This window comes from Marinobacter sp. GH_1 (genome assembly GCF_048595985.1).
Lineage (GTDB): Bacteria > Pseudomonadota > Gammaproteobacteria > Pseudomonadales > Oleiphilaceae > Marinobacter > Marinobacter shengliensis.
Genome location: NZ_CP184460.1, coordinates 233051 through 258784, shown reverse-complemented (window position 1 = coordinate 258784; position 25734 = coordinate 233051). Strand labels below are relative to the sequence as shown.

General features: G+C 58.8%; 23 protein-coding genes and 1 riboswitch. Of the genes, 14 read left to right on the top strand and 9 right to left on the bottom strand.

Features of this window, described 5'->3' with window-relative positions; translation table 11 throughout:
* The first annotated feature begins 14 nt into the window (after positions 1-14).
* The 6 genes from ACNSOI_RS01135 to ACNSOI_RS01110 all read left to right on the top strand — a co-directional run bounded on the left by ACNSOI_RS01135 (position 15) and on the right by ACNSOI_RS01110 (position 6132).
* Complete coding sequence (locus ACNSOI_RS01135; RefSeq protein WP_354445081.1) at positions 15-698, top strand: response regulator transcription factor; 684 nt, start codon at positions 15-17, stop codon at positions 696-698.
* Positions 695-2107, top strand: coding sequence for an ATP-binding protein (locus ACNSOI_RS01130; RefSeq protein ID WP_354445079.1), 1413 nt, complete (start codon positions 695-697; stop codon positions 2105-2107). Before ACNSOI_RS01135 ends, ACNSOI_RS01130 begins: the two co-directional genes overlap by 4 nt.
* An 84-nt stretch (positions 2108-2191) precedes the next feature.
* A complete protein-coding gene (locus ACNSOI_RS01125; RefSeq protein WP_354445077.1) occupies positions 2192-2959 on the top strand; it encodes a glycosyltransferase family 2 protein in 768 nt (255 codons plus the stop codon).
* Between the two features lies 1 nt (position 2960).
* On the top strand, positions 2961-3629 hold the full coding sequence (locus ACNSOI_RS01120; RefSeq protein WP_354445075.1) for a TVP38/TMEM64 family protein: 669 nt from the start codon (positions 2961-2963) through the stop codon (positions 3627-3629).
* 9 nt (positions 3630-3638) lie between these two features.
* Positions 3639-5387: an ArnT family glycosyltransferase gene (locus tag ACNSOI_RS01115; protein ID WP_354445073.1), complete on the top strand. Its 1749-nt coding sequence runs from the start codon at positions 3639-3641 to the stop codon at positions 5385-5387.
* Positions 5388-5448: 61 nt separating this feature from the next.
* Positions 5449-6132: a VIT1/CCC1 transporter family protein gene (locus tag ACNSOI_RS01110; RefSeq protein WP_354445071.1), complete on the top strand. Its 684-nt coding sequence runs from the start codon at positions 5449-5451 to the stop codon at positions 6130-6132.
* Between the two features lie 11 nt (positions 6133-6143).
* Here ACNSOI_RS01110 and ACNSOI_RS01105 read toward each other — a convergent pair whose 3' ends face one another.
* Genes ACNSOI_RS01105 through ACNSOI_RS01085 form a run of 5 tightly spaced genes read right to left on the bottom strand, consistent with a single transcriptional unit; the run spans position 6144 to position 11339 of the window.
* The gene (locus ACNSOI_RS01105) at positions 6144-6812 is read right to left on the bottom strand and encodes a DNA-3-methyladenine glycosylase I (protein ID WP_354445069.1); all 669 of its coding nucleotides are present in this window, start codon (positions 6810-6812) and stop codon (positions 6144-6146) included.
* 2 nt (positions 6813-6814) lie between these two features.
* The gene (locus ACNSOI_RS01100) at positions 6815-7600 is read right to left on the bottom strand and encodes an ABC transporter ATP-binding protein (protein WP_354445067.1); all 786 of its coding nucleotides are present in this window, start codon (positions 7598-7600) and stop codon (positions 6815-6817) included.
* Positions 7600-8559, bottom strand: a complete 960-nt coding sequence (locus tag ACNSOI_RS01095; RefSeq protein ID WP_420195693.1) for a FecCD family ABC transporter permease — start codon at positions 8557-8559, stop codon at positions 7600-7602. The genes ACNSOI_RS01100 and ACNSOI_RS01095 overlap by 1 nt, the downstream gene beginning before the upstream one ends.
* 1 nt (position 8560) lies before the next feature.
* Positions 8561-9442, bottom strand: coding sequence for a cobalamin-binding protein (locus ACNSOI_RS01090; RefSeq protein WP_420195692.1), 882 nt, complete (start codon positions 9440-9442; stop codon positions 8561-8563).
* Positions 9443-9476: 34 nt separating this feature from the next.
* Positions 9477-11339, bottom strand: a complete 1863-nt coding sequence (locus ACNSOI_RS01085) for a TonB-dependent receptor plug domain-containing protein (RefSeq protein ID WP_420194929.1) — start codon at positions 11337-11339, stop codon at positions 9477-9479.
* 138 nt (positions 11340-11477) lie between these two features.
* Positions 11478-11695: riboswitch (cobalamin riboswitch) on the bottom strand.
* Between the two features lie 120 nt (positions 11696-11815).
* On the opposite strand from ACNSOI_RS01085, the gene ACNSOI_RS01080 reads away from it, so the two are divergent.
* The 4 genes from ACNSOI_RS01080 (at position 11816) to ACNSOI_RS01065 (ending at position 15772) form a co-directional block, all read left to right on the top strand.
* Positions 11816-13693 (top strand): putative nucleotidyltransferase substrate binding domain-containing protein, encoded by a 1878-nt coding sequence (locus ACNSOI_RS01080; RefSeq protein ID WP_420194928.1) that lies wholly within the window; start codon positions 11816-11818, stop codon positions 13691-13693.
* Positions 13686-14408, top strand: a complete 723-nt coding sequence (locus tag ACNSOI_RS01075; RefSeq protein ID WP_420194927.1) for a 3'-5' exonuclease — start codon at positions 13686-13688, stop codon at positions 14406-14408. Before ACNSOI_RS01080 ends, ACNSOI_RS01075 begins: the two co-directional genes overlap by 8 nt.
* A 62-nt stretch (positions 14409-14470) precedes the next feature.
* Positions 14471-15049, top strand: coding sequence for a QsdR family transcriptional regulator (locus ACNSOI_RS01070; protein ID WP_354445059.1), 579 nt, complete (start codon positions 14471-14473; stop codon positions 15047-15049).
* Positions 15050-15169: 120 nt separating this feature from the next.
* Positions 15170-15772 carry a hypothetical protein gene (locus ACNSOI_RS01065; RefSeq protein ID WP_354445057.1) on the top strand — a complete coding sequence of 201 codons (603 nt, stop codon included), beginning with the start codon at positions 15170-15172 and terminating at the stop codon, positions 15770-15772.
* Positions 15773-15853: 81 nt separating this feature from the next.
* On the opposite strand, the gene ACNSOI_RS01060 is transcribed toward ACNSOI_RS01065, so the two are convergent.
* The 3 genes from ACNSOI_RS01060 to ACNSOI_RS01050 all read right to left on the bottom strand — a co-directional run bounded on the left by ACNSOI_RS01060 (position 15854) and on the right by ACNSOI_RS01050 (position 20011).
* On the bottom strand, positions 15854-17248 hold the full coding sequence (locus ACNSOI_RS01060; RefSeq protein WP_354445055.1) for a sodium-dependent transporter: 1395 nt from the start codon (positions 17246-17248) through the stop codon (positions 15854-15856).
* A 171-nt stretch (positions 17249-17419) separates the two neighbouring features.
* The gene (locus ACNSOI_RS01055; protein WP_420194926.1) at positions 17420-18994 is read right to left on the bottom strand and encodes a PAS domain-containing methyl-accepting chemotaxis protein; all 1575 of its coding nucleotides are present in this window, start codon (positions 18992-18994) and stop codon (positions 17420-17422) included.
* A gap of 144 nt (positions 18995-19138) precedes the next feature.
* Complete coding sequence (locus ACNSOI_RS01050) at positions 19139-20011, bottom strand: carboxylate/amino acid/amine transporter (RefSeq protein ID WP_058092806.1); 873 nt, start codon at positions 20009-20011, stop codon at positions 19139-19141.
* Between the two features lie 164 nt (positions 20012-20175).
* Here ACNSOI_RS01050 and ACNSOI_RS01045 point away from each other — a divergent pair, with 164 nt between their 5' ends.
* Positions 20176-21618 carry an MATE family efflux transporter gene (locus tag ACNSOI_RS01045; protein WP_152437061.1) on the top strand — a complete coding sequence of 481 codons (1443 nt, stop codon included), beginning with the start codon at positions 20176-20178 and terminating at the stop codon, positions 21616-21618.
* Here ACNSOI_RS01045 and ACNSOI_RS01040 read toward each other — a convergent pair.
* Entirely contained in the window at positions 21594-22598 is a 1005-nt protein-coding gene (locus ACNSOI_RS01040; protein WP_420194925.1) for a GGDEF domain-containing protein, read from the bottom strand. The two genes, ACNSOI_RS01045 and ACNSOI_RS01040, sit on opposite strands and share 25 nt — an antisense overlap.
* A gap of 389 nt (positions 22599-22987) precedes the next feature.
* Here ACNSOI_RS01040 and ACNSOI_RS01035 point away from each other — a divergent pair, with 389 nt between their 5' ends.
* Genes ACNSOI_RS01035 through ACNSOI_RS01025 form a run of 3 tightly spaced genes read left to right on the top strand, consistent with a single transcriptional unit; the run spans position 22988 to position 25726 of the window.
* The gene (locus ACNSOI_RS01035; RefSeq protein ID WP_420194924.1) at positions 22988-23839 is read left to right on the top strand and encodes a sensor histidine kinase; all 852 of its coding nucleotides are present in this window, start codon (positions 22988-22990) and stop codon (positions 23837-23839) included.
* Entirely contained in the window at positions 23832-25205 is a 1374-nt protein-coding gene (locus ACNSOI_RS01030) for an HD domain-containing phosphohydrolase (RefSeq protein WP_420194923.1), read from the top strand. Before ACNSOI_RS01035 ends, ACNSOI_RS01030 begins: the two co-directional genes overlap by 8 nt.
* A complete protein-coding gene (locus tag ACNSOI_RS01025; RefSeq protein ID WP_420194922.1) occupies positions 25202-25726 on the top strand; it encodes a response regulator in 525 nt (174 codons plus the stop codon). Before ACNSOI_RS01030 ends, ACNSOI_RS01025 begins: the two co-directional genes overlap by 4 nt.
* Positions 25727-25734: the final 8 nt, after the last annotated feature.

Genomic DNA, 25734 nt, shown 5'->3' with positions numbered 1-25734 from the left:
ATACCAACTGCCAAATGCGCATACTTCTGACCGAGGACGACCACCCCCTGGCCAACACCATGTTGAGCATGCTCCGTGACGGTCACAACACTGTTGACTGGGTGGATGATGGCCAACAGGCCCTTAACGCCTTGCTGAACGAGAGTTTTGACCTGGCCATTCTTGACCTGACCCTGCCCCGCATCGATGGCCTGGACATTGTCCGCCGGGTCCGTGAGCAGGGGGTTGATGTGCCCATCATCATACTGACGGCCCGTAGCGACCTGACCGAGAAACTTCAGGGGCTGGATGCCGGGGCAGACGACTACCTGACCAAACCCTTTGCCATGGCCGAACTCAAGGCCCGTATCCGGGCCGTGACCCGCCGGGGCTCCGGCACCCGGGCCACAGGGCTGAGTGTTGGCCGGCTGGCACTGGATCCGGATTCGGGCAAGCTGCAGGTCGGCATGGAAACCTCGGTTCTGCCCCGCAGCGAACTGCAGATCCTGCATTACCTGATGCGTCACCCGGACCAGGTGGCGACGCGGCGACGACTGGAAGAGCAGCTCTATGGCTGGGACCAGGGTGCCGAGAGCAATGCCCTGGAGGTTCACGTGCATCACCTGCGCCGACGGGTAGGCAAACACACGATTCGTACCGTCCGCGGGGTTGGCTACCTGCTGGACAGCAAGGCCGCCGCAGAGGGCGACGACGCATGAGCCTGACCCGCAAGCTGATCCTGCTGATCACCAGCACCGTGTTTCTGATTACCCTGATTGCGGCCGGCTGGGGCTTCTACGTGAGTGATCATCAACTGGAGGAACTGTTCGACGCTGAGCTGGCCCAAAGCACCCGGATTGTGCAAGGCCTGGTAGAGCACCTGTCGAGCACACAATCCATCGAGCAGCTGGCTGTTACCCTGTCCAGAACCCTCGAGTTACCGGACGCCGTGTTTGAAGGTGACGAAGAGGAAGATGAGATACTGCCGGACGGCTCTGGCCACAAATATGAACGGAAAATCGCTTTTGAAGTCTGGACGCCGGACCAGCAACCGGTGCTGGATACGCTCCGGGCCAACAATGCCCGGGGTCTGGAACCGGGATTTGCCTGGCAGGAGGCGGCCGGCTTCCAGTGGCGAACCTTCACCCTCCAGGATCCGGACACCGGGTTCTGGATTCGTACCGCTCAGCGGGAGGACGTTCGGGACGAACTCAGCCAGGAGATCGCCCTGGGCAATGTACTGCCCTTCCTGTTAGCGCTTCCGCTTCTTGCGCTGGCGGTGCTGGCCTCTATCCAGGTGAGCTTCCGCCCCCTGAGGAAGCTGGAGAAGCCGGTTCGAAACATGGCACCGGAGAACATTCACCCGCTGGACGACCGCCAGGCCCCGAAAGAAGTAGCGGGGCTGGTGCACGCGGTCAACGGCCTGCTGAAACGGCTGAACCAGGCCCTGGACCGTGAACGCAGGTTCTCGGCCGACGCCGCCCACGAGTTACGTACCCCCCTGGCGGCGCTGCGCCTGAACCTGGAGAAAGTGTATGAGGACAATCCAGCGCAATACGCAGACCTGATTCAATCGGTTGACCGGATGGTGCACCTGGTGGAACAGATGTTGTTGCTCAACCGGGTAGACGCGGGCACGGATTTCGCGCCGGAATACCACAACCTTTCTGCCATACTGGAGCAAAGCATTGCCGACGTCGCCCCCCTGGCTCTCAGGAAGAACATCGAACCGGTGCTTGAGGACGACGCCAGCCAATCGCTGATCAGCTGCCACAGCGCCCTGATCAACACCCTGATGCGTTCGCTACTGGCCAATGCCATTCAGTACAGCCCCGAACACACGGTGATCACAACCCACCTGGCGCCCTCGGGCGACGGTTATGCCATTTCAGTCTGTGATCAGGGTCCAGGCATTCCCGCAGCCGAGCGGGAACGGGCCCTGAGCCGTTTTGTGCGGCTGGACCAGCGAAAAGGCGGAGGTGCAGGGCTGGGCCTGGCCATTGCCCGGCGCATTGCCGAACTCCATGGTGGACACCTGCATCTGTCAGGACGAGACGACGGCGAACCGGGCCTGTGCGTGCACGTCTGGCTGCCCGCTCGTTATTCACGATCCAGAGTCCCGTCTTAAGGTTTATTTAAGCTTACCTGCGGATACTACCCCACTGACCATCGTCAGCGATGGTGACAGCTAAACTGGTGGGAGATGGACTCAATGGCGCAAGGGCAGACTTTGTCACTGGTGATACCGGCCAGAGACGAGCAGGGCAACATCGCAAACCTGCTGACCGAAACTTTCGGTATTATGAGGGACTACCCCGGTTTTGAAGTCGTGCTCGTGGATGACGGCAGCAATGACCAAACCCTGGCAACCGCCCGGCGAGCGGCCGACGCGGTAGGAGGCAGACTTGTTGCTGTCCGGCACGAGCAAAGTATTGGCCAGAGCGGAGCCCTGGCGACAGGGGTTCGGCGCGCCACCGGTCAACTGATTGTGACCATGGATGGCGATGGCCAGAATGACCCAGCCGACATACCCGCGCTTCTGCAAAAAGCCTACAGCCTGCGCTCCCGGGACTTCTGTATTGCGGGCTATCGGAAGAACCGCAAGGATACAGCCTGGAAGCGTTTTCAATCCCGGCTCGCCAATCGCATCCGCAGTGCGTTCCTGCACGACGGGGTGCCCGATACCGGCTGTGGTCTGAAACTGTTTCCCAAGTCCACCTTCCTGAAACTGCCCTGGTTTGACCATGCCCACCGCTTTATCCCTGCATTGATCAAGGGCCTTGGAGGTGAGATTGCCGTAGTTGAAGTCAATCACCGCCCCCGGACGGCAGGGATCTCCAAATACACCGCCTGGAATCGAGCCTGGGTCGGCATTGTCGATATGATTGGTGTTATGTGGCTGGTCCACCGCACCCGTGTGCCGAGAATCCTCACCACCGCCGATCTCCACACCGGTAACAAGACAACGGAACAGGCCTGAGATGGCAAAAGGCATTCGTTGGCTGTCATTCGTTGCCCTGGTACTGGTTGGCTACCTCGCCATGCACGACGGCTGGTTCAGCTTTCTGACAGACCAGGCACGCGTGTCCGACTACCTGAATAGCCATGGCCCCGAAGGGCTGATGATCGTTACCCTGGCGGGTGCCTTGTATACCGGCATTGGCGCGCCCCGGCAGCTGTTGGCGCTGGTTCTGGGTTTTGCCCTGGGGGGTCTGCAGGGAACCATCATTTCGACGCTGGCAACCGCAGTTGGAGCCGCGGGCTGCTTCTGGGTCTCCCGCAGCCTGTTGCGGGCAACCCTTTTGCGGCATTTCGGCAAGAGACTGGACCGGTTTGACGCACTATTCCGTGAGCAGACCTGGCTTAAAGTGCTTATGGTCCGGTTATTACCGGTTGGCAGCAACCTGGCCACCAACCTCATCGCCGGCTGCTCCGGCATTCGATTCGTGCCTTTTATCGGCGGCAGCCTTCTCGGTTACCTGCCACAAACGGCCATCTTTGCCCTTGCCGGTGCGGGCATTGGTCAGACCGATGCCACCCAGATCGTGGTCAGTATCGTGTTGTTTGCGCTGGCCTCAGCCATCGGCGCCTTCCTCTATCACAGCCAGCGCAACCAGACCCTGGCCGAACCTGTGTCGGATCCATCCTGAGTTCTGTCCATGCCTGCGACCACGTTCTTACGCCAATTACCAGAAACCCTGTTCAACCTGCCGCGACACCGTCTGTTTTTACTGTTGCTCGGCTTTGCGGCCCTATTGATTCTGTCCGGAATGGGATTGCGATCACCCTGGCCCGCCGACGAACCGCGCTTTGCGGAAGTGGCGCGGGAGATGGTGGACTCCGGGCAGTGGCTGCTTCCAATGAGAGGCGGAGAGCTTTACCCGGACAAGCCGCCGGTCTTCATGTGGGCCATCGCCTGCTTCTACTGGCTGACCGGCAATCTCAAGATCGCTTTTCTTTTACCCAACGCCCTGTGCAGCCTGCTGACCCTGGGGCTGGTGTTCGATCTGGGCACCCGCCTGTGGAATCAACGCACCGGCGCCATCGCCGCCCTGCTACTGATGTTGGCACCTCAGTTCCTGATTCAGGCCCAAAGGGCCCAGATTGATGCCATGGTCGCCTGCTGGGTCATGGTGGCCTGTTACGGGCTGATAAGGCACTTTTTCGTCGCGCCGTCCTGGCGCTGGTATTTTGTGGCCTGGGCCTTCATGGGGTTGGGCATTATCACCAAAGGCGTCGGCTTTCTGCCCGCCCTGATGTTCATTCCAATTCTGGCCCTCAAATTCCGGGATCCTTCGCGGTTTCAGGGCACTCTCACCTGGCGCTGCGCCCTGGGGCCACTGGCCATGCTCGCGGTGGTGGCGGCCTGGCTGGTGCCCATGGTGCTGGCCGTCAATCATCTGGGGACTGACGAAGCCCTGGCTTATCGCAACAACATTCTGTTCAAACAGACCGGCGAACGCTACGCAGACTCCTGGGGCCACATCCAGCCCTGGTATTACTATCTCACCAGCGTGATTCCCTCGCTCTGGTTCCCTTTGCCGCTGTTACTGCTGGCGCTGCTGCAACCCGTTCGTGAAGTCCTCAGGCGCCAGCCGGAGGTTGTTGTGCTGCTGGCCTGGGTAGTGCTGGTGGTGGCATTTTTCAGCCTGAGCCCGGGCAAGCGCGGGGTGTATGTGCTGCCGGCGTTACCGGCCCTGGCCCTAAGCCTGGCACCAGCCCTGAGTGGGCAGCGCCCGGCCCGCTGGTTCGGGCCCGCCATGACTGGCTTGCACCTGCTGCTTGGGATCACCCTAGTTGCCATTGGCGCACTGGCCTGGAGTGACAATCCTCGCCTGGTGCACAAGCTGGCCGACTACACCCGGGACCCGTCGCAATGGCATGAGGCCGGCTCCCTCATGTTCACTCTGGGCCTGGTTTGGCTGGCAAGCCTGGCGGCGCTCTGGCGCTCTCATGCGCTGGGGCGGTGGTTCATCGCCCTGATGCTGAGCTGGCTGCTGTTCTCCACCTGGGGTTACCGGATACTGGAGCCCCTGCGCACGCCCCGGAATGTTATGTCTGCCGCGGAGCAAATCGTGCCCGCCGGAGGGCAAATTGGCATGATCGACTTTCGTGAGCAGTTCATCCTGTTCTCGAAGCGGGATTTCACGCATTTCAGCTTCTTCAGCTCACTGGAGCAGGAAGACCGCAATGCCTGGCTGTGGATGAAGGAGACGCTAAACAGCTACCTGATTGTGGCGGACCGACACACCCTTTCCTGTTTCAACACCGACGGCGCCGCAGACATCGGCACCGCACACCGGGACCATTACCTGTTGCTGAGCGACCAGCACATGAAGCCAGACTGCGAGGCACCAAACTCCGTCTTGCGATTTACCACTCCACAGCCGGGAACCTGGATGGAATGAACCCAATCAGCTCCCGGTGTGCTAAGTTGCATAAAACCATCACCAAGCCGGAAAATCGTTAATGGAAAATCACCGCGTTCACCGCACCGGATGGCTCAGAGCCGCCGTACTGGGTGCCAACGATGGCATTGTCTCCACCGCCAGTCTGGTACTGGGGGTGGCGGCCAGCGGGGCCAGCAAGGAAGCCATTCTGGTGGCCGGCGTGGCCGGGCTGGTGGCTGGCGCCATGTCCATGGCGGCCGGCGAGTATGTGTCGGTCAGTTCACAGGCGGACACCGAGCGGGCCGACCTTAAAAGGGAACGGCAAGAGCTCGAGACAGACCCGGAATCGGAGCTGGCCGAACTGGCTGGAATTTACCGCGCCAGGGGCCTGAGCTGGGAACTGGCGCGGCAAGTGGCCACCGAGCTAACCGCGCACGATGCCCTGACCGCCCATGCCCGGGATGAGCTGGGGATTTCTGATGCCCTGGCGGCCAGGCCCGTGCAGGCGGCGTTGGCCTCCGCGGGCACCTTTGCCATTGGTGCAGCCTTGCCCCTGCTGGTACTGGTGCTGGTTCCGGTCAGCCTGGTTCTGGGCGCGGTGTCGGTCAGTTCCCTGGTCTTTCTGGCCGGTCTTGGTGCTCTGTCCGCCAGGGCCGGTGGCGCTGGCCTGATGCGCGGGACCATCAGGGTTACCTTCTGGGGCGCCCTCGCCATGGCCCTGACCGCGGGCATTGGTGCGCTCTTTGGGGTGGTTGCCGGCTAAAACCGGCGTCCTCAGTTATCCACCGTAAACGACACAATCCGCGAGAGGTGGCTCACCGGCAACCCGGTTTCCCGGTGCCATTCGTTGAACGCCAGCTGGGCCTGTGTAAGGCCCTTCTTGCTGGCTGGCGAGGCATCTAGGATACCGGCACGGGTGAGGGCGGTGACGACATCGTGTGACAGGATAAAGCCGTCCCAGCCCACACGGCGCAGAAAATACTGGGCCGAGTTGCCACCAAGGCGCTCACCATTGCGTTTCAGGTACAGGAGCAGCCCGACCTGGTCATCACTGGGCCAGTCGGCCAGAAACTGCCCGAAGCTGCCGTGGTCTTTCGCCACATCCATAATCATCCGGGCATTCTCCGGCACGGTGCGAATCTTCTGCATGTTGCGCACAATCCGCTCGTCCGCCGCCAGCCGCTCAAGCACCTCCGGTGGCACCTGTTGCCAGTAGGCAGGGACAAAGCCCTCGAAAGCAGCTTCAAAATCCGGCCATTTATTCTCGATCACCCGCCATACAAAACCGGCCTTGAATATGCAGCGGGTGATTTCCGACAAGTAGCGATCGTCTCCCACCTCCGCCAACCGGCTTTTCTCCACCACAGGAGGCAGCAGCGTTTGCAAGGCCTGCTCACCGCCTTTGCGGGCAAGCGCGACGTTGTAGAATTCGGAAAATTTCATGGTTACTCCCGGATAGATGGTCCGCGGCTGGGCACAAAGAACGGTGCTCCGTCTACCTCCACCGTTTCCAGCTTCTGGTTATACAGCTGTTCCAGCGCCGAAGGCACCAGCATGGTTTCGGCCGGGCCCCAACAGGCCTGGCCATCCGGGTAGAGCAGGAGCAGGTGGTCGCACCAGCGGGCGGCAAGATTCAGGTCATGCAGGCACATGAACACGGCCTTACCGCTTTGGGCCCTGGCGGTGAGCAGGTTCATCACTGCGACTTGATGATGCAGGTCGAGATGATTGGTGGGTTCGTCCAGCAGCCAGATGTCCGGGTTCTGGGTCATCAGAGTGGCGATGGCCACACGCTGACGCTCGCCACCAGACAGTGTGCTCACCAGCCGATCTCGCAGGTGCGCCACATCCAGCGCCTGAAGGGCCTGTTCGGCCACGGCGATATCCTCGGCCGTTTCCATCTGCCAGGCCGACAGCCAGGGGTGACGGCCAATCAGTGCGGTTTCCAGTACCGTGGCCGGGAAGCCATCCTGCCGATCCTGGAACACCAGGCCAATGCGCTGGGACACCTGCTTGCGCCTGAGCGAAATCTGGGGCTTGTGATCCAGCAAAACCTGGCCGCTGCGGGGTGGCCGGATACCTGCCAGCGTGTGCAGCAGAGTGGTTTTGCCCACACCATTGGGACCCAGCACACCCCAAAGCTGACCAGGATGAACATGGATCCCAAGCGGGGCCCCGGGCGCCCGGCCGGGGATATTCATCACAAGTTCATGGCTGGCCAGGGTCGTCATTATCGGCTCCGGTACAGCAGGTACAGAAAAGTAGGCACACCCAGGAGTGCGGTAATCACCCCTACCGGCAGTTGCTCCGGGGCAATGACCACCCGCGCCACGGTATCCGCCAGCACCAGCAGAATCCCGCCCGCCAGGGCACAAGCCGGCAAGATAAGACGCTGGTCATTACCCAGCAAAAGCCTGAGCATGTGCGGCACCACCAGCCCTACAAACCCGACGGCGCCGGCCATGGTGACAGCGGTGGCGGTCAGCACACTGGCCAGCAAGTATACCAGCCATTCCAGGGGCCTTACCGACACCCCCAGAGCGGCCGCCTGCATGGAACCCCGGGCCAGCACATTCAGGCTGCGGCCCAGGGGCAACACCAGCAGGCACACCAGCAACAGCACTAACAGCCCTGGCCAGGGCTGGCCGGAGTGAGACAGATCCCCCATCAGCCAATAGAGCATGCCCGGCAACCGGGCTGCCGGGGTCATCGCCAGAATCAGCGTGATCAAGGCACCCCAACCAGCCGCCACCACTACCCCGGTCAGCAATAATCGAGACGGGGTCCAGCTGCCACTGCCGTGGGCCAGGCCAAACACCAGCAGGGTGGCCAGCATGGCGCCGGCGAACGCGGAACCGGAAACCACCAAACCCGCCAGGCCCGCCAACATGGCCAGCAGGGCGCCGACAGCTGCCCCGCCAGACAAGCCCAATACGTAGGGGTCTGCCAACGGATTGCGCAACAACACCTGCATCAGGGCACCAGCCACGGCTAACAAGCCACCTACTGCGAAGGCGCTGAGCACTCTGGGCAGGCGCAGGTCCAGAATCAGGGTGCGGTCCAGTTCAGTGCCGCCACCGGCAAACACCCACAATACATTGCCAACACCCACCTGGGCACTGCCGACAGCAATGGCAAGGGTAACGGCCAGAATACCGAGCAGTATCAGGGCGACCAGCGGCCGGAGAATGCTAGAGCCGGCCACGGGCAGTCTCCAGGGTCTGGCACAGATGACTCACACCTTCGAGCATCCTTACGGTTGGACGGGCGAGCAGATCTGGCGGTTCAAGAAAGAGATTTCCGGCAGCCACCGCCGGCAGGCTCGGGTAGGCCTGCCAGTCCGCCAGCCATTGCCGGTCATTACGCTCGCGACCGGAAGTCACAATCACCTCCGGTGCCGCTTCCAGAACCGCCTCAGTACCTATTCGCGGGACCAGCCGCGGCAGGTGACCGAACACATTTACCCCGCCGCAAAGCTCAATGGCCTTGCCAATCAGTTCCTCCCGGTTGATGGTCATCAACGGCTGATCCCAGATCTGGTAGAACACCCGGATGGGCTCGGCGTGCTGATATTCCGCTTTCAGTTCGCCGATACCCTGCCGGAATAACTGCACCTCAGATTGCGCAACATCGCTAGTTCCGGCCAGGTCAGCAAGGTGCTCTATGGCCAGTGGAATATCCTCAAACTCTCTGGGTGCCAACCAGAATGCTGTGATGCCCAACTGTTCCAGCCGTTCCACCTGCTGCCGGGAGTTACCATCCACCCAGGCCACCACAAGGTCTGGCTGCAACGACAGAATCGCTTCCAGATCCAGCCGGCTGCTGTCGCCCACCCGGGGCAACGGTTCCGCCTGCGGCGGATAGTCACTCCAGGCAACGGCCCCCACCACTTTGTCGCCGGCGCCAGCCGAGAACAGCAGCTCGGTGGCGCCCGGTGACAGGGAAACGATACGAGCGGCGGGTTCCGGCAGGCAGATATCACGATCCAGCGCGTCGCGGGCGCACAGGGGCTCTGCCAGCACCGGAAGGGATGCCAGCAGAAACGCGACCAGAAGGGTGAGCCGATGCAACATCACGAAATTGAATCACACCTCGCCTTGAGAGGAATTACCGGCCGAAGTCGTAACGTACCGATGCCATGTAGGTTCTGCCTGCAGCCAGATAATCAAACGTTTCAAAAAACGGAGGCGCGTCAATCGACCGACCACCCTGACTGGTAGCGTAGCGTCGATCCAGCACGTTATCGATTTTGACACTGGCCGACCAGCCCGGCAGGAAGTTCCAGGCGGCCCGCAGATCCAAGGTACCAAAGCCCGGTAACAAACTGGTGTTCGCCGCATCGTTGTAGCGATTGCCTTCTGCTACAAGGCTTCCACCCACTGACCACTGGGCGAACAGGCGATCAACATCCAGACGCAGGGTCTTGCTCGCCCTGCGTGGCAGGCGTGCACCGGTATCCCGGTTTTCGGTATCAGCGTAGGTCACCGCCGCCCCGATATCCCAGTCATCGGTCTGAAAGCCGGATGCCAATTCCACGCCGCGAATCCGGGCAGTCTCAACGTTCTCCATGGTGCCATCGAATGTTGCGGGGTCGAACACATAGGTGATCAACTCGTCGACGTCATTCTGGTACAACGCCACATCCCAGAACCAGGTGTCATATCGGCCGGAAAAACCAGCTTCAACCATCTGACCTTTCTCGGGATTCAGGTCTGGATTTCCGAAGTAACTGCCAAAATCGGACGGAATCTGGAGGTACAGGTCATTGAAGGTAGGGGCGCGGAACGAGGTCGCATAACTCAACCGAACCCGGTGCGAGCGGTCAAACTGGTGACCAAACGCAATACCACCCGTCTCTTCTTTACCGTAAGCCTCATTATCATCGAGGCGAAGACTGAGCATCAAATCACTGGCGCCGAAATTCAGTCGCCCCTGGCCGAACACCGCTGCGTTGGTTCGACTGTTCTCAGCGAATTCGTCACTGCCATCCACCTCATCAACCATCACCTCAGAGCCCAGGACCAGCTCATGTACGCCGGCTGTCAGGGTATTGTCCCAACGGGCGGATCGGGACAGGGTATTGTAGACACTGGGGAAGGAACCAAAGGTCTCCTGCTCATCTCTGGCTTCTGAGAACTGGATGCGGGTTCGCCAATAGTCACTGGCCACCGCTTCAACATAGAGACCCGCCGCACGGATCATGTAATCGGTATCACCGCCCTCAAACTCGGTGTTTCCCTCAGACTGAAACACCGTCACTCCGGCGCCGCCACCCTGCTCAAAACGATGGCTGACCTTGGCTAGACCACCAGCATTACGGAAACCTTTGTCATCGCCGCCAGCGCGAAGATTGGTGCCATCTGTATCCGAGTAAACCCCACTGGCAAGCAACGAGGTTTGCCCCGACCGGGCAGCAACGCCGGCAAAAGTTTCACGGGTGTTGTGGGAGCCACCAGAGAGTTCCGCCCAAGCCTGCTGGTTAGCCTTTGGCTCCAGCGTAAACGCCTGAACCACACCCCCGACCGCATCAGCACCATAGAGGGAGCTCTTGGCACCACGAACCAACTCAACACGCTCCATCAGTTCGGGCGGCATAAACTGCCAGGGTGGAATGCCGGCAGTGCCTGAACGCAGACGAATGCCATCCAATAGCAGAACCGTTCCGGAACTGCCCGCGCCGCGCAAAAACAGACTGGTGGTCTTGCCATAACTGCCATCGGACACCACGTTCACGCCAGGTTGGCCGCGCAACAGATCCCGGAACTCGGCCGGTTTTTGCCGCTCGATATCGGCTTGTTCAATCACCGTTACCGATGACAGGCTTTCGCCCACGGTTTTCGGCCCGAGCGTGGCCGTCACCACAATTGGATCAAGCTGTTCGGTTTGGTCAGAAGACTGGGCAGCCACCGCGAGGGGCAGGGCCATCATGGAAATGCCGGCAATAACGGCAGGAAACTTCAGGGTATGCATCGCTCTACTCCGACAACCGCGCGCACCCGCACGGGCTGACTCTTAAGGTTCAGGCTTAAGTTGCGGAACAGAAGGAAGGGCAGGCGGATGCGGTGTCAGGCTGGCCGAAATTCGCCCACCCAAGCAGCCCACCGCAACTCCGGGTGTTTTTTTCCAGGCCGGTCTCCGGGCTTGCAGGCAGAACGAATTCCGGGGCAATCACCTTCCCATGCCGTGGCACAGTGGCGCATCAGATTGCCGTTAACCTGCTTACCGTTGCGGGGGCAGCATCGGCCTTGCCTGATTGGGTCAGGCGCACCGATTTCCCGTTTCACCCATCGCGCTTTGCGACAGGCACCTGAAAAAGAGCCGCAAGGCTAACAACACCAGCCAAAGTGGTCAACGAGATCTAGCAAAAGGTTGCGTGGCCCCGGTGGATACACACTGCTATATTCATTCACTATCACATTTTTTTCGCTGACGGATCAGGGAGTTTTATGCAGGCCGAACTGTTGGACATCCGCAACCACATTGCCCAATACCCCCCGTTCAATGACATGCCTGAAGAACTTCTTGAACGAGTTGTCAGCGGTATTGAGGTGGTCTACTACCGCGCCGGCACCCAGATACTTGAACTCGGCCAGACCAATCATTGGCTCCACTATATCCGCAGCGGCGCCGTGGAGATTTTCCGCCGCTCCGGTGAACTGTATAACCGCGTAGGCGAGGGCGAAATCTTTGGCCAGTTCGGATTGATGATGAACAAGAAAGTCCGGTTCCCCGCCAAAGCCATCGAAGATTGCCTCATCTACAAGATTCCGGATACCACCTTTCAGCATCTGTGGGAAACCGACGAAAACTTTGCAGACTTTGTTGAGATTGAAGACCGCAGCCGACTGCGTTCGGCGGTTTCGCGTAGAGAGAAATCCAACGAACTGATGACCGCCAAGGTTACCCGCCTGATATCCCGGGAACCGGTTTCCGCTCCGACCACCGTTCGCCTGCAGGAAGCCGCCAGGATCATGACAGACAATGGCGTATCGGCGCTGCTGTTGATGGATGAAAGCGGCGAACGCCCGAAATTGCAGGGCATCATCACCGACCGGGATCTACGTACCCGTGCGGTTACCCATGCCCTGGCCTCGGAAACCCCGATCAGCGACATCATGTCGGAAGGACTGATCACTATCAGCGCCCGCTCCTTCATCTTCGAAGCCATGCTCACCATGCTCCACAACAACGTGCACCACCTGCCGGTGATGGAAGGCGACGAAGTGCGGGGCGTGATTGCGTTGTCAGACATCGTCAAGTATGAAAGCCAGAGCAGCCTGTACCTGGTCAGCAACATCTACCACCAGAACGACGTCAAAGGCCTGAAGAGAATCAGCCTGGAAGTCCGCGACAGCTTTGTACGCATGGTCAACGAAGACGCCAACTCCCACATGATCGGCAGCGCCATGGCCGGTATCGGTCGCAGCTTCAGCCAACGTCTGCTGGAACTGGGTGAAGAAAAACTCGGACCGCCACCGGTGCCCTACTGCTTCATGGCCCTGGGCTCCATGGCCCGGGATGAACAGCTGGTCGTTACCGACCAGGACAACGCCATGGTGCTGGACGACAGTTTCATACCTGAAGAGCACGATGAATATTTTCTGGCGCTGGCCAAGTTCGTGTCCGATGGCCTGGCCGAATGTGGTTACGCGTACTGCACCGGCGATATCATGGCCACCAACCCGAAATGGCGACAACCGCTGAGTGTCTGGAAAGGCTACTTCACCGACTGGATCGAAAACCCCAAGGCGGAAGCCCTGCTCAACAGCAATATCTTCTTCGACCTGGATGGCATTTACGGGCAAACCGACTTCACCGAACAGTTGAAAACCCTGATTGTACAGAAAGCCAGCGGCAGCCAGCGCTTCCTTACCTTCCTGGCCAGGAATGCCCTGAACCGAACACCACCGCTCGGCTTCTTCCGCACCTTCGTGCTCGAGGAAGACGGCAAGCAACAGAAAACGTTCAACCTCAAGCGTCGGGGCACAGCGCCATTATCGGATTTGATCCGCGTACATGCCCTGGGTTGTGGCAGCCGCTCCCAGAATTCCTTTGAACGACTAAAAGACATCGCCAAAACCAAGCTGTTGCTGGAAGACGATGCCGGCAACCTGCGAGACGCCCTGGAATTCATCTCCATTGTCCGCATCCGCCACCAGGCCCTGGCCATCGAAGAAGGCCGGGAGCCCGACAACAACGTACGCCCGGAAGACCTGTCCCCGTTCGAACGCAGTCATCTGAAAGACGCCTTCCAGATCGTCAGCAACGCCCAGAAGTTCCTGCGCTTCCGTTACAACGCCGGAGGAGCCACCAGGAATGTCTGACAGCATCAAAAGCGGAAACAGCAAACAGGACTGGCCAGACAACTACCGAAAAGCCGCGGAAAATGCGAAGGATGCCCGAATCCGAGCCTTCTACCAAGCCGGCTGCCCTGACCCGCAAACCCCCGTTGAAGAGGTGCCACTGGTCGCCCTCGACTTCGAAACCACAGGACTGGATGCCGACCGCCATTCCATCATCAGCATCGGCCTGGTCCCCTTTAACCTCGCCGGCATTCAACTCGGCAAAGCCTGGCACCAGATCGTCCGGCCGCAACTGCCGTTGCAGCAAGACACCGTCACCATCCACGGCATCACCCACAGCGAAATCGAACACGCCCCGGACCTTACCGACGTGCTCGACACCCTCTTCCATCACCTCAGCGGCCGAATCCCCGTGGTCCACTACCGCAACATCGAACGCCCCTTCCTGAACCGGGCCCTGCAGTGGCGCCTGAAAGAACAACTCCGCTTCCCGGTCATAGACACCATGGCAATCGAAGCCCACCTGCACCCCAACCGAAATCCCAGCCGTTGGCAAAAACTCATGGGCAAACAGCCCATCTCCATTCGCCTCGCCGACAGCCGAACCCGCTACGGCTTACCCCACTACGCCGGCCACAACGCCCTGATAGACGCCATCGCCACCGCCGAACTGTTCCAGGCCCAGGTGCAGCACCATTTCGGCACTGATACGCCTATTGGAGATCTCTGGGTCTGACCGCCATAGCCCCAAAGCTCTGCAACCGCTAGAATGACCCCACACCAACCAAAGAGCCCAAAGTGACCGAACAAATCACCAAAACCACCCCCCTGGACGCCTTCCGCCGTGCCAGAAAAATGTGGTTAAAAGGGGAAAAAATCAGCCTCGCCGCCCTGGCAGATGACCTGCACATCGGCCGCGCCACCCTGTTCCGCTGGGTCGGCAACCGAGACCTCCTGATTGGTGAAATCCTCTGGTCCCTGTATGAGCCTCTGTACAAAGAAGCCCGGGCCCAAACCCCCGGCCATGGCGTCGATTACGTGGTGGGCGTATTCCGCCACATCAACATGACCATTCTGCACTTCAGCCCCCTGCGCAAATTCCTGCACCAGGATCCGGAATACGCCCTGAAAATGCTCACCTCGTCCCACTCCACCCTGCACGCCCGCACCGTGGAAGTGAACACCCGCTTACTCAAAGACGAAGTGCGCGCAGGCCACCTGAGCCCCCCCATGAACATCCAGAGCCTGTCCTACTTTATGGTTCGCATCGCCGAATCCTGCCTGTACAGTGACATCATCGGCGGCCGCGAGCCCAGGGACGAAGAACTCGAAGACGCCTGCACCGCTGTGCGCATCCTGCTGGGCGGGAAAGTCTGACAACATCTGCGCTGGCAGAACCGTGCAACGCAGGCTAATCTGACGCAATGGCGCCGGGCCCCGGCCCGTTCAAAAGCAGACCACAAACACCCGGAATCAACACCCGCAAAGGAGCGCGACATGCCGTTACACCAATCCATTAGCCAGAAGCTGTTTACGCCCATCATCATCGCACTCGCCCTGATTGCCCTCACACTCGCCCCCCAGGCGCAGGCTCGCGACCTGACAGAAAAAACCGTACGGTCATTCATCGACAGTCTCGGCGCCGCCGAGGCGCTGGCTGAGGACCATAAGGAGTTTTTGGATGCCCTCGAAGCCGAGCGAGAAGAAAACATGGATTTCTCCATCCTCTTCTCCGACAGCCTCAAAGATATAGAAGGGCACGCAATGCATGGACAACTGGAGAAGCTGGTCAAACGATATGGATTCTCCAGCCTTGAACAATGGGGCCAGACCGGGGACCGGGTTTACCAGGCCTGGGCCGCCCTGGAAATTGATGAGCAAGGAGGAGCGGCTGAATACGACATGCAGCAGGCACTGGCTGAAATCGAAAGCAATCCCCACATGACCGAAGAACAAAAAACCGAGGTGCGAGCTATGTTGCAATCCGCATCTTCGGCCATGAGTGCCGCAAGGAGCGCTCCAGAAAGCGACAAACGTGCGGTCCGACCATTCATCGATGAGTTGCGGGCCATGAGCGAAGATGACGAAAGCGACTGGTAAATAGTAACCGCTAGAACAAGAAAACCCGGCAGCCGTCTCCAGCGCCGGGTTTTTTTATTGCCTGATAATCAGACCGGCTGATTACGCCAGCAGGTTATAGACAAACACAATTGCCACAGCAATCGGCGTGACAAACCGGATCAGGTTGTACCACAAACCAAAGGTACCATCCTGCAAGGCCAGGTCGCTCTTCAGGGATTCCTTTGCCACGAACCAGCCCACAAAGATGGCGGTCAGCAGGCCGGAGAGCGGCAGCATGATGTTGGCTGTGAAGTAGTCCAGCAGATCGAAGATGGTCTTGCCTTCGAAGGCGGCAAACATACCCAACGGAGCCACATCAGACCATACGTTCAGGGACAGGATCGAGGCAATGCCCAGCAACCAGCAGGCACCACCGGCAACCACGGCACTGCCAACCCGCGCCAGGCTAGTCTTCTCTTCCACCCATTCAACCACCGGCTCCAGCAGTGAGATGCCGGATGTCCAGGCGGCGAACAGCAGCAGCACGAAGAACAGAGTGCCAAACAGGGTACCCATGGGCATGTTACCGAACGCCAGGGGCAGGGTCTGGAAAATCAGGCCAGGGCCAGCGCCGGCTTCAAGACCGTTGGCGAAGACCACCGGGAAAATGGCCAGGCCCGCCAGCAAGGCCACCACGGTATCCATGATCGCCACGGTAACTGCCGTGCGGCCAATTGAGACATCGCGGCTCAGGTAAGAGCCGTAAGCCATCATGATGGCCATACCCAGGCTCAGGGTGAAGAACGCATGGCCCAGGGCCACCAGTACACCGTTAACCGTCAGGGCGCTGAAATCCGGGTTGAACAGGAAGGAAACCGCTTCCCCGAAGTGACCGGTGGTGGTGGCATAACCTACCACCATCAGCAGCAGGACAAACAGGGCCGGCATCAGAATGGTGACCGCACGCTCCAGGCCGCCTTTCAGGCCGCGAGCAACAACCAGGACTACCAGGGCCATGAATACCGTGTGCCAGAGCAGGAGCTTGGCCGGGCTGGCCAGCAGGCCGCCGAACATTTCACCCACGGATTCGGCGGTACCACCGGTGAAATCACCCATGGCGGCGTGGCCAACGTAGGACGCCGCCCAGCCACCGATAACCGAGTAGAACGACAGAATGATGAAGGCCGCCAGCATGCCGATGATGGCGGAAATCCGCCAGCCGGACGATGCCAGGTTGCGCTCCGCCACCAGGCGGAAACTGGTGATCGGGTTATGGCGACCATTCCGACCGATAAACACCTCGGCCATCATGATGGGAATACCGATGATGAAGATGCAGAGCAGGTAAACCAGAACAAAGGCACCGCCGCCGTTCTCACCGGTGACATAAGGGAACTTCCAGACGTTACCGAGACCAACAGCGGAACCGGTCGCTGCCAGAATAAACGCGAACTTGGACGACCAGAGTCCGCGAGCCCCGATACCGCTGTCTGATGCGGAGTTGGACTGTGACATGAATTTTCTTCCTGTGCTTTTGGCTGTAGGAAACTACGAATTGTGAGGGCGCCAAACCAATGGTTCAGGCCATTGGTGCGGGATTCTGCCAGCACTGGCGCGGTGATGCCAGTGCTGAAATGTTGTTCGGTGGTTTCTGTAGTCCGCACAGATCCAACCGCGCAGAGCTAACTAGCCAGATTTACTGACAAACCGGGCAATCAGATCCTTCAGGCCGTGGGCCATACCACTGAGCTTGTCACTGCTGTCTTTGGCGGCCTCCGCCTGCTCATCGCTCTGGTCAGCAAGGCCGGCAATGTTAACGATCTGACGGTTGATCTCATCCGACACCTGGCTTTGCTCCTCGAACGCGGCCGACATGGTAATGAAACTGTCGGAAATCGAATCCACCGAACCCACAATGGTTTGCAGGGATTCTGCCGCGCCCTGCACCCGGGCCAGCCCCTGGCTGGCGATTTCCTCACCAGAACGTACTGCCTGAATGGTTTCATCCACCTGGGCCCGAAACTGCTCAATCACCTCATGGATCTTGACGGTGGACTGCCGGGTTCTCTGGGCCAGGGAGCGCACTTCGTCGGCGACCACCGCAAAGCCTCTGCCTTGCTCGCCGGCGCGGGCCGCTTCAATGGCCGCGTTGAGAGCCAGCAGATTGGTCTGCTCGGCAATGTCCGAGATCAGGTCGGCCGCCTCTCCAATGGTGCGGGTGGATTCACCCAGACGACCCACAGATTCGCCAATGCCATTCACCTGCTGCACCAGCTGCTCGATCGCGGCAGTGGCCTCACCACTGCGCTGCCTGCCCTCATGGGCCAGCCGGTTGGCCTGCTCCGCCTCTTTCGCATTGTGGGTAACGGCTTCCGCCACTTCCTGAATGGACGCGGTCATTTCATTGATCGCCGAGGCGGTCTGGTCTGTCTCCGCCCGCTGCCGGGCAATGGCCGTTGCCCCCTCAGTAATGAAACCATGGGACGCCCGGGCCTGCTGCAGCAAATGCTCAGCCTGATCGTCAATTCGAGCCAGCGCTGTGCGAATGCGCGCTTCCTCACTGACCAGCACCAGGGCCAACCGCGACATCAGGCCACGCTCACCGCTGTATGTGCGGGCAACGATGGGGTCCTGGAAAGCATCGGGGCGCAAAGCGAGTAAACCTTTCAAACGATTGGAAATAGACCCGAACACCAGACTGAAGGCCAGACCATGACCCACCAACACAACCAGCGCTGCCAGCCAGAGCGGTTCGAGTTGCATGGCACCCAAGGTGATTACCAGGGATAACAAAAACGGCCAGCCGGATCGGCCCATCGACATGGCCTGGTTACTGAACGATGACGACAACTTGCCTGCGGAAATACCGGCATAGAGTTTTTCAGCCCGCGCAATCTGGTCCCGAGTGGCCGCCACGCGCACGGATTCATAGCCCACCATCTGGCCGTTTTCCCAGATCGGAGTGGCATAGGCACTGACCCAGTAATGATCTCCGTTCTTTGCCCGGTTCTTGACCACACCCATCCAGGCCTTGCCCGCTTTCAGATACTCCCACATGTCGGCGAACACCGCCGGCGGCATGTCCGGGTGGCGAATCAGATTATGCGCCTGGCCAATCAGTTCGTCCCTGGTGTAACCACTGATGGTTTCAAAATCGTCGTTGCAATAGGTAATCACGCCCTTGAGGGAGGTGGTGCTGATCAGACGCATACCTTCCGGTACGGTAATTTCGCGCTGGGTGACAGGTAGATTCTTGCGCATAGGGGGTCGATGTCCGTTAAACCGGGGAAATTATTTCAGGGCGCAAGCGTAAGTCTGGATGAATATCAAGGAAATATCTAATGAGTTACGCTACGTCACATTAATGTAACGGCACACAACCCAATATCTTGAAGACAAGGCTTGTCAGGGCCCGGCCAGGACCCTTGCCCGGGGATGAAAACGGGCATTCACCCACAGTGAAAACGCGATCACCGCACCGCCAAGCATAAGGCGCATGAGGTCCGCATCCCGGTTCCAGATCAGCAGGTTCACCAGTAACCCGGCAGGCACCAGGGCATTGTTCATAATCGCCAGGGTGCCAGCATCTACCTCACAGGCACCGCGATTCCACAGGTATAGCCCGAGCCCCGAGGCTGCAAGCCCCAGCCAACCGAGAATGCCCCACTGAAGACTGGTCGTGGGTAGCTTGTCAGCATCACCGAATATCAGGAACGACGGCAAGGCGATCACCAGCGCCCCGAAAAAGAAGTAGCCGAAGGTACGGTAGCCCGGCAAGGCCAGGGCGTAGTGGCGCATCACGTGTTTGTAGCCCACTTGGCCGGCGGCAAAGGTAAAATTAGCCACTTGCAGTAACAAGAAGCCGGTAATGAAATCTTCACTCAGGCCATCGTAGCGAATAATCCCGGCGCCCAGCGTGGCGATGGCTGCCGCCAGCAAGGCCACCGGGGAGAACCGGCGAAACAGGGCATCGTCAATCAGCGTAACGTACAAAGGAGTAAAGATGGTGAACAGCAACACTTCAGGCACCGTGAGGTAACTGAACGAACGGTACAGGCAAAGGTAGGTAATACCGAACTGCAGCATGCCCGTAATCAGAATGCCAAGCTTCATGCCCCCAGGCACACCACGCCAGCGGGTGAAGGGCAGAAACACCAGGGCCGCCAGCAGCACACGGGTAAGCACGGCAAAATCGCTGTCTACCCGGCCAGCCAGGAACTCGCCGATCAAGCTGAACGAAAACGCCCACAGCGCCGTTACCAGAACCAGAAGAACCATACCACCACACCTGAGATAAACCGGACCGCTACTCTACCGTTTTTGCCGGCATTATCCAGTACAGAAGGCGGTGCAAACCCCTATAAGCTGCCCGACCGCCAATCGGGTACCATGTCTGCTTCTGACAGGTACAACCCTGACGAACCAACATCGAAACCAGCACCATGGACGAAAACCACCAACCGTTACCCGAAGCCCGACAGCCCCTTGTTCGCCGCACGCTGGCGGAATGGAAAACCCTGGCCATTCTGGGCGGGCCGATCCTGATTGCCCAGGTGGCACAGATGGCCAATGGGGTTATTGATACCGTTATGGCGGGCCACGCCAGCGCTCGGGATCTGGCCGCGGTAGGCATTGGCAGCAGCCTGTGGATGCCACTGTTCCTGTTTTTCATGGGCATGCTGGGGGCTCTGCAACCGATCATTTCCGGCTACAACGGTGCCCGGCAGCACTCGAAGATCATGCCGGCCACCTGGCAGGGCATATACATCGCAGCCGGCGGCACGGTGATCATGGCGTTGTTGCTGACCAACGTACACCCGGTACTGGCGATGCTGAAGATGGATACAGAGACTGCCGGCATCACCCAGGGATACCTGAACGCCTTCGCCTGGGGCATTCCAGCCCTGCTTCTTATGAACGCTCTGCGGGGACTCACTGACGGCCTCGGCCACACCCGGGTAATCATGGCCTTCTCGGTACTCAGCACGCTGATCAACCTGCCGCTGAACTACATCTTCATTTACGGCAAGCTCGGCCTGCCCGCCATGGGCGGTGTGGGCTGCGGCTGGGCGACATCGCTGTCCAACGGGACCGCCGCCATTGCCTTACTGATCTACCTGAACCGGAGCCGTACCTTCCGCCAGTTTCACCTGCTGGCCGACTGGGTGAAGCCCAACTGGCGGGGAATTCGCTACATTCTGGGTATCGGCGTGCCGATTGGCTTCACCATTTTTGTCGAAGCCAGCATGTTTTCGGTCATTGCCCTGTTCCTGGCACCACTGGGGCCGGTGATTGTGGCCGGACATCAGATTGCGCTGAACGTGGTGTCGTTGTTGTTCATGCTACCGCTGAGCATAGGCATGGCACTGACGCTGCGGGTGAGCTTTCTGGTGGGTGCCCGGGCGCCGGATACCGCCCGGCTGATTTCCCGTAGCTCGCTCATTCTGGCCTCGGCAGTTGCCCTGATCTTTGCTACGTTGTTGTTTGTGTTCTCCGCACAGATTGCCGCGCTCTACACCGGCGATCAGGCCGTGCGAGATGTCACCATTCGCCTGTTGGCGTTTGCCGCCATGTTCCAGGTTGCTGATGTGATTCAGGTAACCTGCATCAGTGCGCTCAGGGGCTATAAAGACACCCGCATTCCCATGTTCATTATGCTGTTTTCGTTCTGGGGGGTTGGACTGCCGCTGGGCTACGTTCTGACCTTTACAGACCTGCTTTGGCCGGCGTTGGGAGCGGCAGGGTTCTGGGTGGGGCTGACGGCCGGGCTGACCTCCGCCAGTGTTTTGCTGGGTTGGCGATTGTTCCGCTACCGGCCCGGAAACCACCATCACGGCGAACCCGACAGCCGGACTTCAGTTCAAGCCGGTTCGGCCACCAGCTGAGTGTTCTTGTCCGCAAATACAATCCGATCCCGCCCGGTCTCCTTGGCCTGATACAGCGCTTCATCAGCCCTCGCCAGCCAGCTCTCCACGCTCTCGCCGTGGCCCAGCAAGGCGACACCAAACGACGAAGTAACCGGGCCACCTGGGTACTTGAGATGCCTGCGCAACACCTGTTGCAGGTTGTTCATAACCGCCTGCAGGCTGGAACCATCCACACCGGGCAGCAATAACACAAACTCCTCACCGCCATAACGGAACAGCTGATCAGACTTTCGTGTATTACGTTCAATCAGCGCCACCAAGTCCGTCAGCACATTATCACCGACGCCATGACCATACACATCGTTGATTTTCTTGAAGTGGTCGATATCCAGCATCACCAAGGCATAGGGTAGCCCTGATCGCTCCGCATTGGCAGCAGCCGCATCCAGCTCCTCATCCATGGAGCGGCGGTTTTTGACACCGGTCAGCGGGTCAATGGTGGCCAGGTGCTCCAAGCGTTCTCGCTGATCCTGGTTACGATAGGCAAAGACATAGGCGCAGGCGCTGACCACCGTCGCCGTGGTCGCAAACGTCCACATCTGAACCGTTGAGCTGAACGCCGTTTCAATCGACATCAGCGCCAGAACGGATAGCAGGTTCAAAATGGCCGCAAGTCGGCTCGATACAAGAAAGAAGGTTGTTACCAGGCAAGGGAAGATCCAGAACAGACCCGCCTCACCCATCACCGCACCAACGGTGACCGCACCCGCGCAGATGATAATCGCCAGGAACATGCCGCTGCGGTATGTGTCGCCGGTGACCCAGGCATAAGCGAGGCTGCCAACGATGCCAGACAGAATCCCGAGATCAACAAAACCGGCGAGCGGATTACCCTCAACAAATCGCAGGATCACAAACGGCGTGATGCCAATGATGGCGCTGATGCCAAGCAATGTGATGATCGATAATCGGAAATCGTTTTTTAGCCGATGAAACATTCAGGGTGCGTCCGACTATGGTCTTATTTAGTGATCCAGAATAGCGCAAGCCCACCATATGTTCGCCACACCGCTACGTTTCTTAACAATTCAGCATGAACGGATACCGTTTTGTGATGCATGTCACAAAATGATTCAGCTACACTCCAAACATGCCAACGGAATACCCTTGGCAGCTTGCTATTACCAAACCGGAAACAGCCTTGCCTTTAATATGGAATAAATAACGTAACTTGCCACAGGGTATACCAAAATTAACGCTTCCCCGGCTTTAACATTTCTATACTTGATAGTGGTCACTGATCAAAGAAACCGCAGGTCACATTCAGGTTCCACTAACAGCGCCGAGGGCTGATAACCGCTCATTAAGACGCAAGGCAGGTACTACAATGACGCAAACTGCCCCGACACAATCCGAACAGGACGCCCTCAATGCCCGGCTGGAACAGGCCAACCGGCAACTGCTTCAATCCGAAAAACTGGCGGCCATTGGCCAGCTTGCCGCTGGCGTAGCCCATGAAATCAACAATCCGGTGGGGTACGTGTATTCCAACCTGCAAAGCCTGGAGAGTTACCTTAACGATCTGTTCCGTCTGACGGAGGCTGTGGATTCAGCAGCGTCGCTGGAAGATTTGCGCCTGATCAAGCAGAACATCGATTACGACTACCTGCGTGAAGACCTTAAAGACCTGTTGGCTGAATCCCGGGAGGGCATTGAGCGGGTCAAGACCATTATCTCAGCGATGAAAGACTTCTCCCACATCGAAGAGGAAGAGTTCAAGCTGGCGGATCTGCATCGGGGCATCGAAACCACCCTGAACGTGGTCAACAACGAACTCAAGTACAAGGCCGAGGTAGTGCAGGATCTTGGCGACCTGCCGGAAGTTGAGTGCATCATTTCCCAGATCAACCAGGTGATCATGAACCTGCTGGTCAATGCCGCCCATGCCATTGAAGAATTCGGCAAGATCACGGTACGCACCCGCCACAACGGTGACACCGTGGTGATTGAAGTTGAAGATAACGGCAAGGGCATTTCCGAGGAACACCTGAACCGGATTTTTGAGCCTTTCTTCACCACCAAGCCGGTGGGTAAGGGCACCGGCCTTGGCCTGTCTCTCAGCTTCAATATCATCGAAAAACACAACGGTGACATCAAAGCTGTCAGCACTCCGGGGCAAGGTACTTGTTTCAGTATCACCCTGCCCGTCACCCAACCAGACCAGAACAGCGATGACTGAGTCCAGCTTGCGATCAAAGGCAGGTGCCGAGAACCTGCCAGACCAGGCAAAACTGCTTCTGGTCGACGATGAAGAAAACATCCTGCGCAGCCTGCAGCGCGTTCTGCGCCGTGAACCCTGGGAGCTGACCACCGCAGGGTCCGGTGACGAAGCTCTGGCATTGATGGAGAAAGAAAAATTTGACCTGGTGATCTCCGACGCCCGCATGCCCGGCATGGACGGCCCCACGCTGCTGGCAGAAATTCGCAGTAAATACCCCTGGTGTATCCGGATTCTGCTCACCGGCTATGCCGACATCACCTCCACGGTGAAAGCCATCAACGATGGCCAGATCTATCGGTACATCAGCAAACCCTGGGACGATGACGAACTGCGGCTGATTATCCGCCAGGCCCTGGCTTTCCAGTATTCCGAACGCCGTCGGCTGGCGCTGGAAAAGCTCACCCGCAAACAGAACAAGGAGCTGCAAGCCCTCAACGCCAGCCTGGAAGACAAGGTACGGGAGCGCACCGAGGAGCTGAAAGAAACCGCCGACATGCTCGACCTGGCCTACCAGGAGCTGCGCCAGAGTTACGTCACCACCACCGAGGTGTTCTCATCGCTCATCAATAAACGGCTGCCGGCCAATCGCCAGCCCAATGCTAAAGTAATCCGCCTGGTCAAAGCCTTTGCCGAGTTTATAGAGCTGGACGAGGAAACCACCCGCAATCTGGCCATGGCCGCTGCCCTGTATAACATGGGCAAACTAAGCTGGCCGGATGAACTGTTTACCGCCCCGTCAGACTTGCTGTCCAAGAACCAGCGCCTGGAGTACCTGAAATACCCGGTCGCCGGCGAGCAGTTACTGATGGCGCTGGAGCCGTTGAAAGACACCGGCAAGATCATCCGCCACCATCAGGAAAAATGGAACGGATACGGCGTTCCGGATCGCCTCGAAGGCAGCCAGATCCCCTTGGAATCCCGCATCCTCAAGCTGGCGGTGGATTTTGTGGAACTCCAGTTCGGCCTGGTGCTCGAGCGCAAGGTAGCGCGAGATAATGCCATTAAATTGCTCAAGAAATACCGTGAACGGCTTTACGACCCGGAACTGACTGACCGTTTTGTTGAAATGCTGATCGAGCTGGCCCCAGATGTGGAACACGAAGACCCCTCGATTCTGGTACTGGACACCCTGCGCCTCAGGCCAGGCATGGTCCTGGCTCGCAACCTGTATGCTGCGTCAGGGATGCTGTTACTCAACGAGGGCAAGGAACTGAGCGCGATCCTGATCGAAAAACTGGTGGCGTTTGAAAAAGGCGAGCCAGATGGCCATCGCTATACTTTGTATGTGCACAAACCGAACGACGACACGGAGACCTCCGCATGATCAGAATTCAGCTGGTAGATGACGAACCCAACATTCTGAGCAGCCTGCGGCGGTTGCTGAAACCCCAGGGCTGGCAGATTGACACCTTCAGCAAGGTGGAGGATGCACTGGGCGGGCTGCTGGAACACGAATACGCGGTGATAGTCTCTGACTACCAGATGCCCACGGCTGATGGCGTCACCTATTTGCAATTCGCCAAGCAAAAACAACCGAACGCCATCCGCCTGGTGCTCAGTGCCTATGGAGACCGCGAGTCCATGATCAAAGCCATCAACCAGGCGGAGGTATACCGTTATCTGTCCAAACCCTGGGACGACTACGAAGTGGTCGCCGCCATCAAAGCCGCCATTGATCTGTACCAGCTGCACAAGGAAAACCAGCGACTTCGGGAAGAAAACGATGCCCAGCGCGCATTAATCAAGGCAAGGGAAGAAGAGCTGCTGCGGCTGGAGGCCGATAACCCCGGCATCACCCGGGTAAAACGCGACGCCGATGGTTCCGTGTTACTGACCGACGATTGACCCAGGTG

Excerpts from the sequence above, each read along its gene's own strand:
- ACNSOI_RS01035 (WP_420194924.1), top strand. The coding sequence starts at position 22,988 with ATGACGCAAACTGCCCCGACACAATCCGAACAGGACGCCCTCAATGCC.
- ACNSOI_RS01115 (WP_354445073.1), top strand. The coding sequence starts at position 3,639 with ATGCCTGCGACCACGTTCTTACGCCAATTACCAGAAACCCTGTTCAAC.
- ACNSOI_RS01025 (WP_420194922.1), top strand. The coding sequence starts at position 25,202 with ATGATCAGAATTCAGCTGGTAGATGACGAACCCAACATTCTGAGCAGC.
- ACNSOI_RS01090 (WP_420195692.1), bottom strand. The coding sequence starts at position 9,442 with ATGTTGCATCGGCTCACCCTTCTGGTCGCGTTTCTGCTGGCATCCCTT.
- ACNSOI_RS01060 (WP_354445055.1), bottom strand. The coding sequence starts at position 17,248 with ATGTCACAGTCCAACTCCGCATCAGACAGCGGTATCGGGGCTCGCGGA.
- ACNSOI_RS01085 (WP_420194929.1), bottom strand. The coding sequence starts at position 11,339 with ATGCATACCCTGAAGTTTCCTGCCGTTATTGCCGGCATTTCCATGATG.
- ACNSOI_RS01110 (WP_354445071.1), top strand. The coding sequence starts at position 5,449 with ATGGAAAATCACCGCGTTCACCGCACCGGATGGCTCAGAGCCGCCGTA.
- ACNSOI_RS01105 (WP_354445069.1), bottom strand. The coding sequence starts at position 6,812 with ATGAAATTTTCCGAATTCTACAACGTCGCGCTTGCCCGCAAAGGCGGT.
- ACNSOI_RS01075 (WP_420194927.1), top strand. The coding sequence starts at position 13,686 with ATGTCTGACAGCATCAAAAGCGGAAACAGCAAACAGGACTGGCCAGAC.
- ACNSOI_RS01125 (WP_354445077.1), top strand. The coding sequence starts at position 2,192 with ATGGCGCAAGGGCAGACTTTGTCACTGGTGATACCGGCCAGAGACGAG.
- ACNSOI_RS01040 (WP_420194925.1), bottom strand. The coding sequence starts at position 22,598 with ATGTTTCATCGGCTAAAAAACGATTTCCGATTATCGATCATCACATTG.
- ACNSOI_RS01080 (WP_420194928.1), top strand. The coding sequence starts at position 11,816 with ATGCAGGCCGAACTGTTGGACATCCGCAACCACATTGCCCAATACCCC.
- ACNSOI_RS01030 (WP_420194923.1), top strand. The coding sequence starts at position 23,832 with ATGACTGAGTCCAGCTTGCGATCAAAGGCAGGTGCCGAGAACCTGCCA.
- ACNSOI_RS01050 (WP_058092806.1), bottom strand. The coding sequence starts at position 20,011 with ATGGTTCTTCTGGTTCTGGTAACGGCGCTGTGGGCGTTTTCGTTCAGC.
- ACNSOI_RS01065 (WP_354445057.1), top strand. The coding sequence starts at position 15,170 with ATGCCGTTACACCAATCCATTAGCCAGAAGCTGTTTACGCCCATCATC.
- ACNSOI_RS01055 (WP_420194926.1), bottom strand. The coding sequence starts at position 18,994 with ATGCGCAAGAATCTACCTGTCACCCAGCGCGAAATTACCGTACCGGAA.
- ACNSOI_RS01045 (WP_152437061.1), top strand. The coding sequence starts at position 20,176 with ATGGACGAAAACCACCAACCGTTACCCGAAGCCCGACAGCCCCTTGTT.
- ACNSOI_RS01100 (WP_354445067.1), bottom strand. The coding sequence starts at position 7,600 with ATGACGACCCTGGCCAGCCATGAACTTGTGATGAATATCCCCGGCCGG.
- ACNSOI_RS01135 (WP_354445081.1), top strand. The coding sequence starts at position 15 with ATGCGCATACTTCTGACCGAGGACGACCACCCCCTGGCCAACACCATG.
- ACNSOI_RS01120 (WP_354445075.1), top strand. The coding sequence starts at position 2,961 with ATGGCAAAAGGCATTCGTTGGCTGTCATTCGTTGCCCTGGTACTGGTT.
- ACNSOI_RS01130 (WP_354445079.1), top strand. The coding sequence starts at position 695 with ATGAGCCTGACCCGCAAGCTGATCCTGCTGATCACCAGCACCGTGTTT.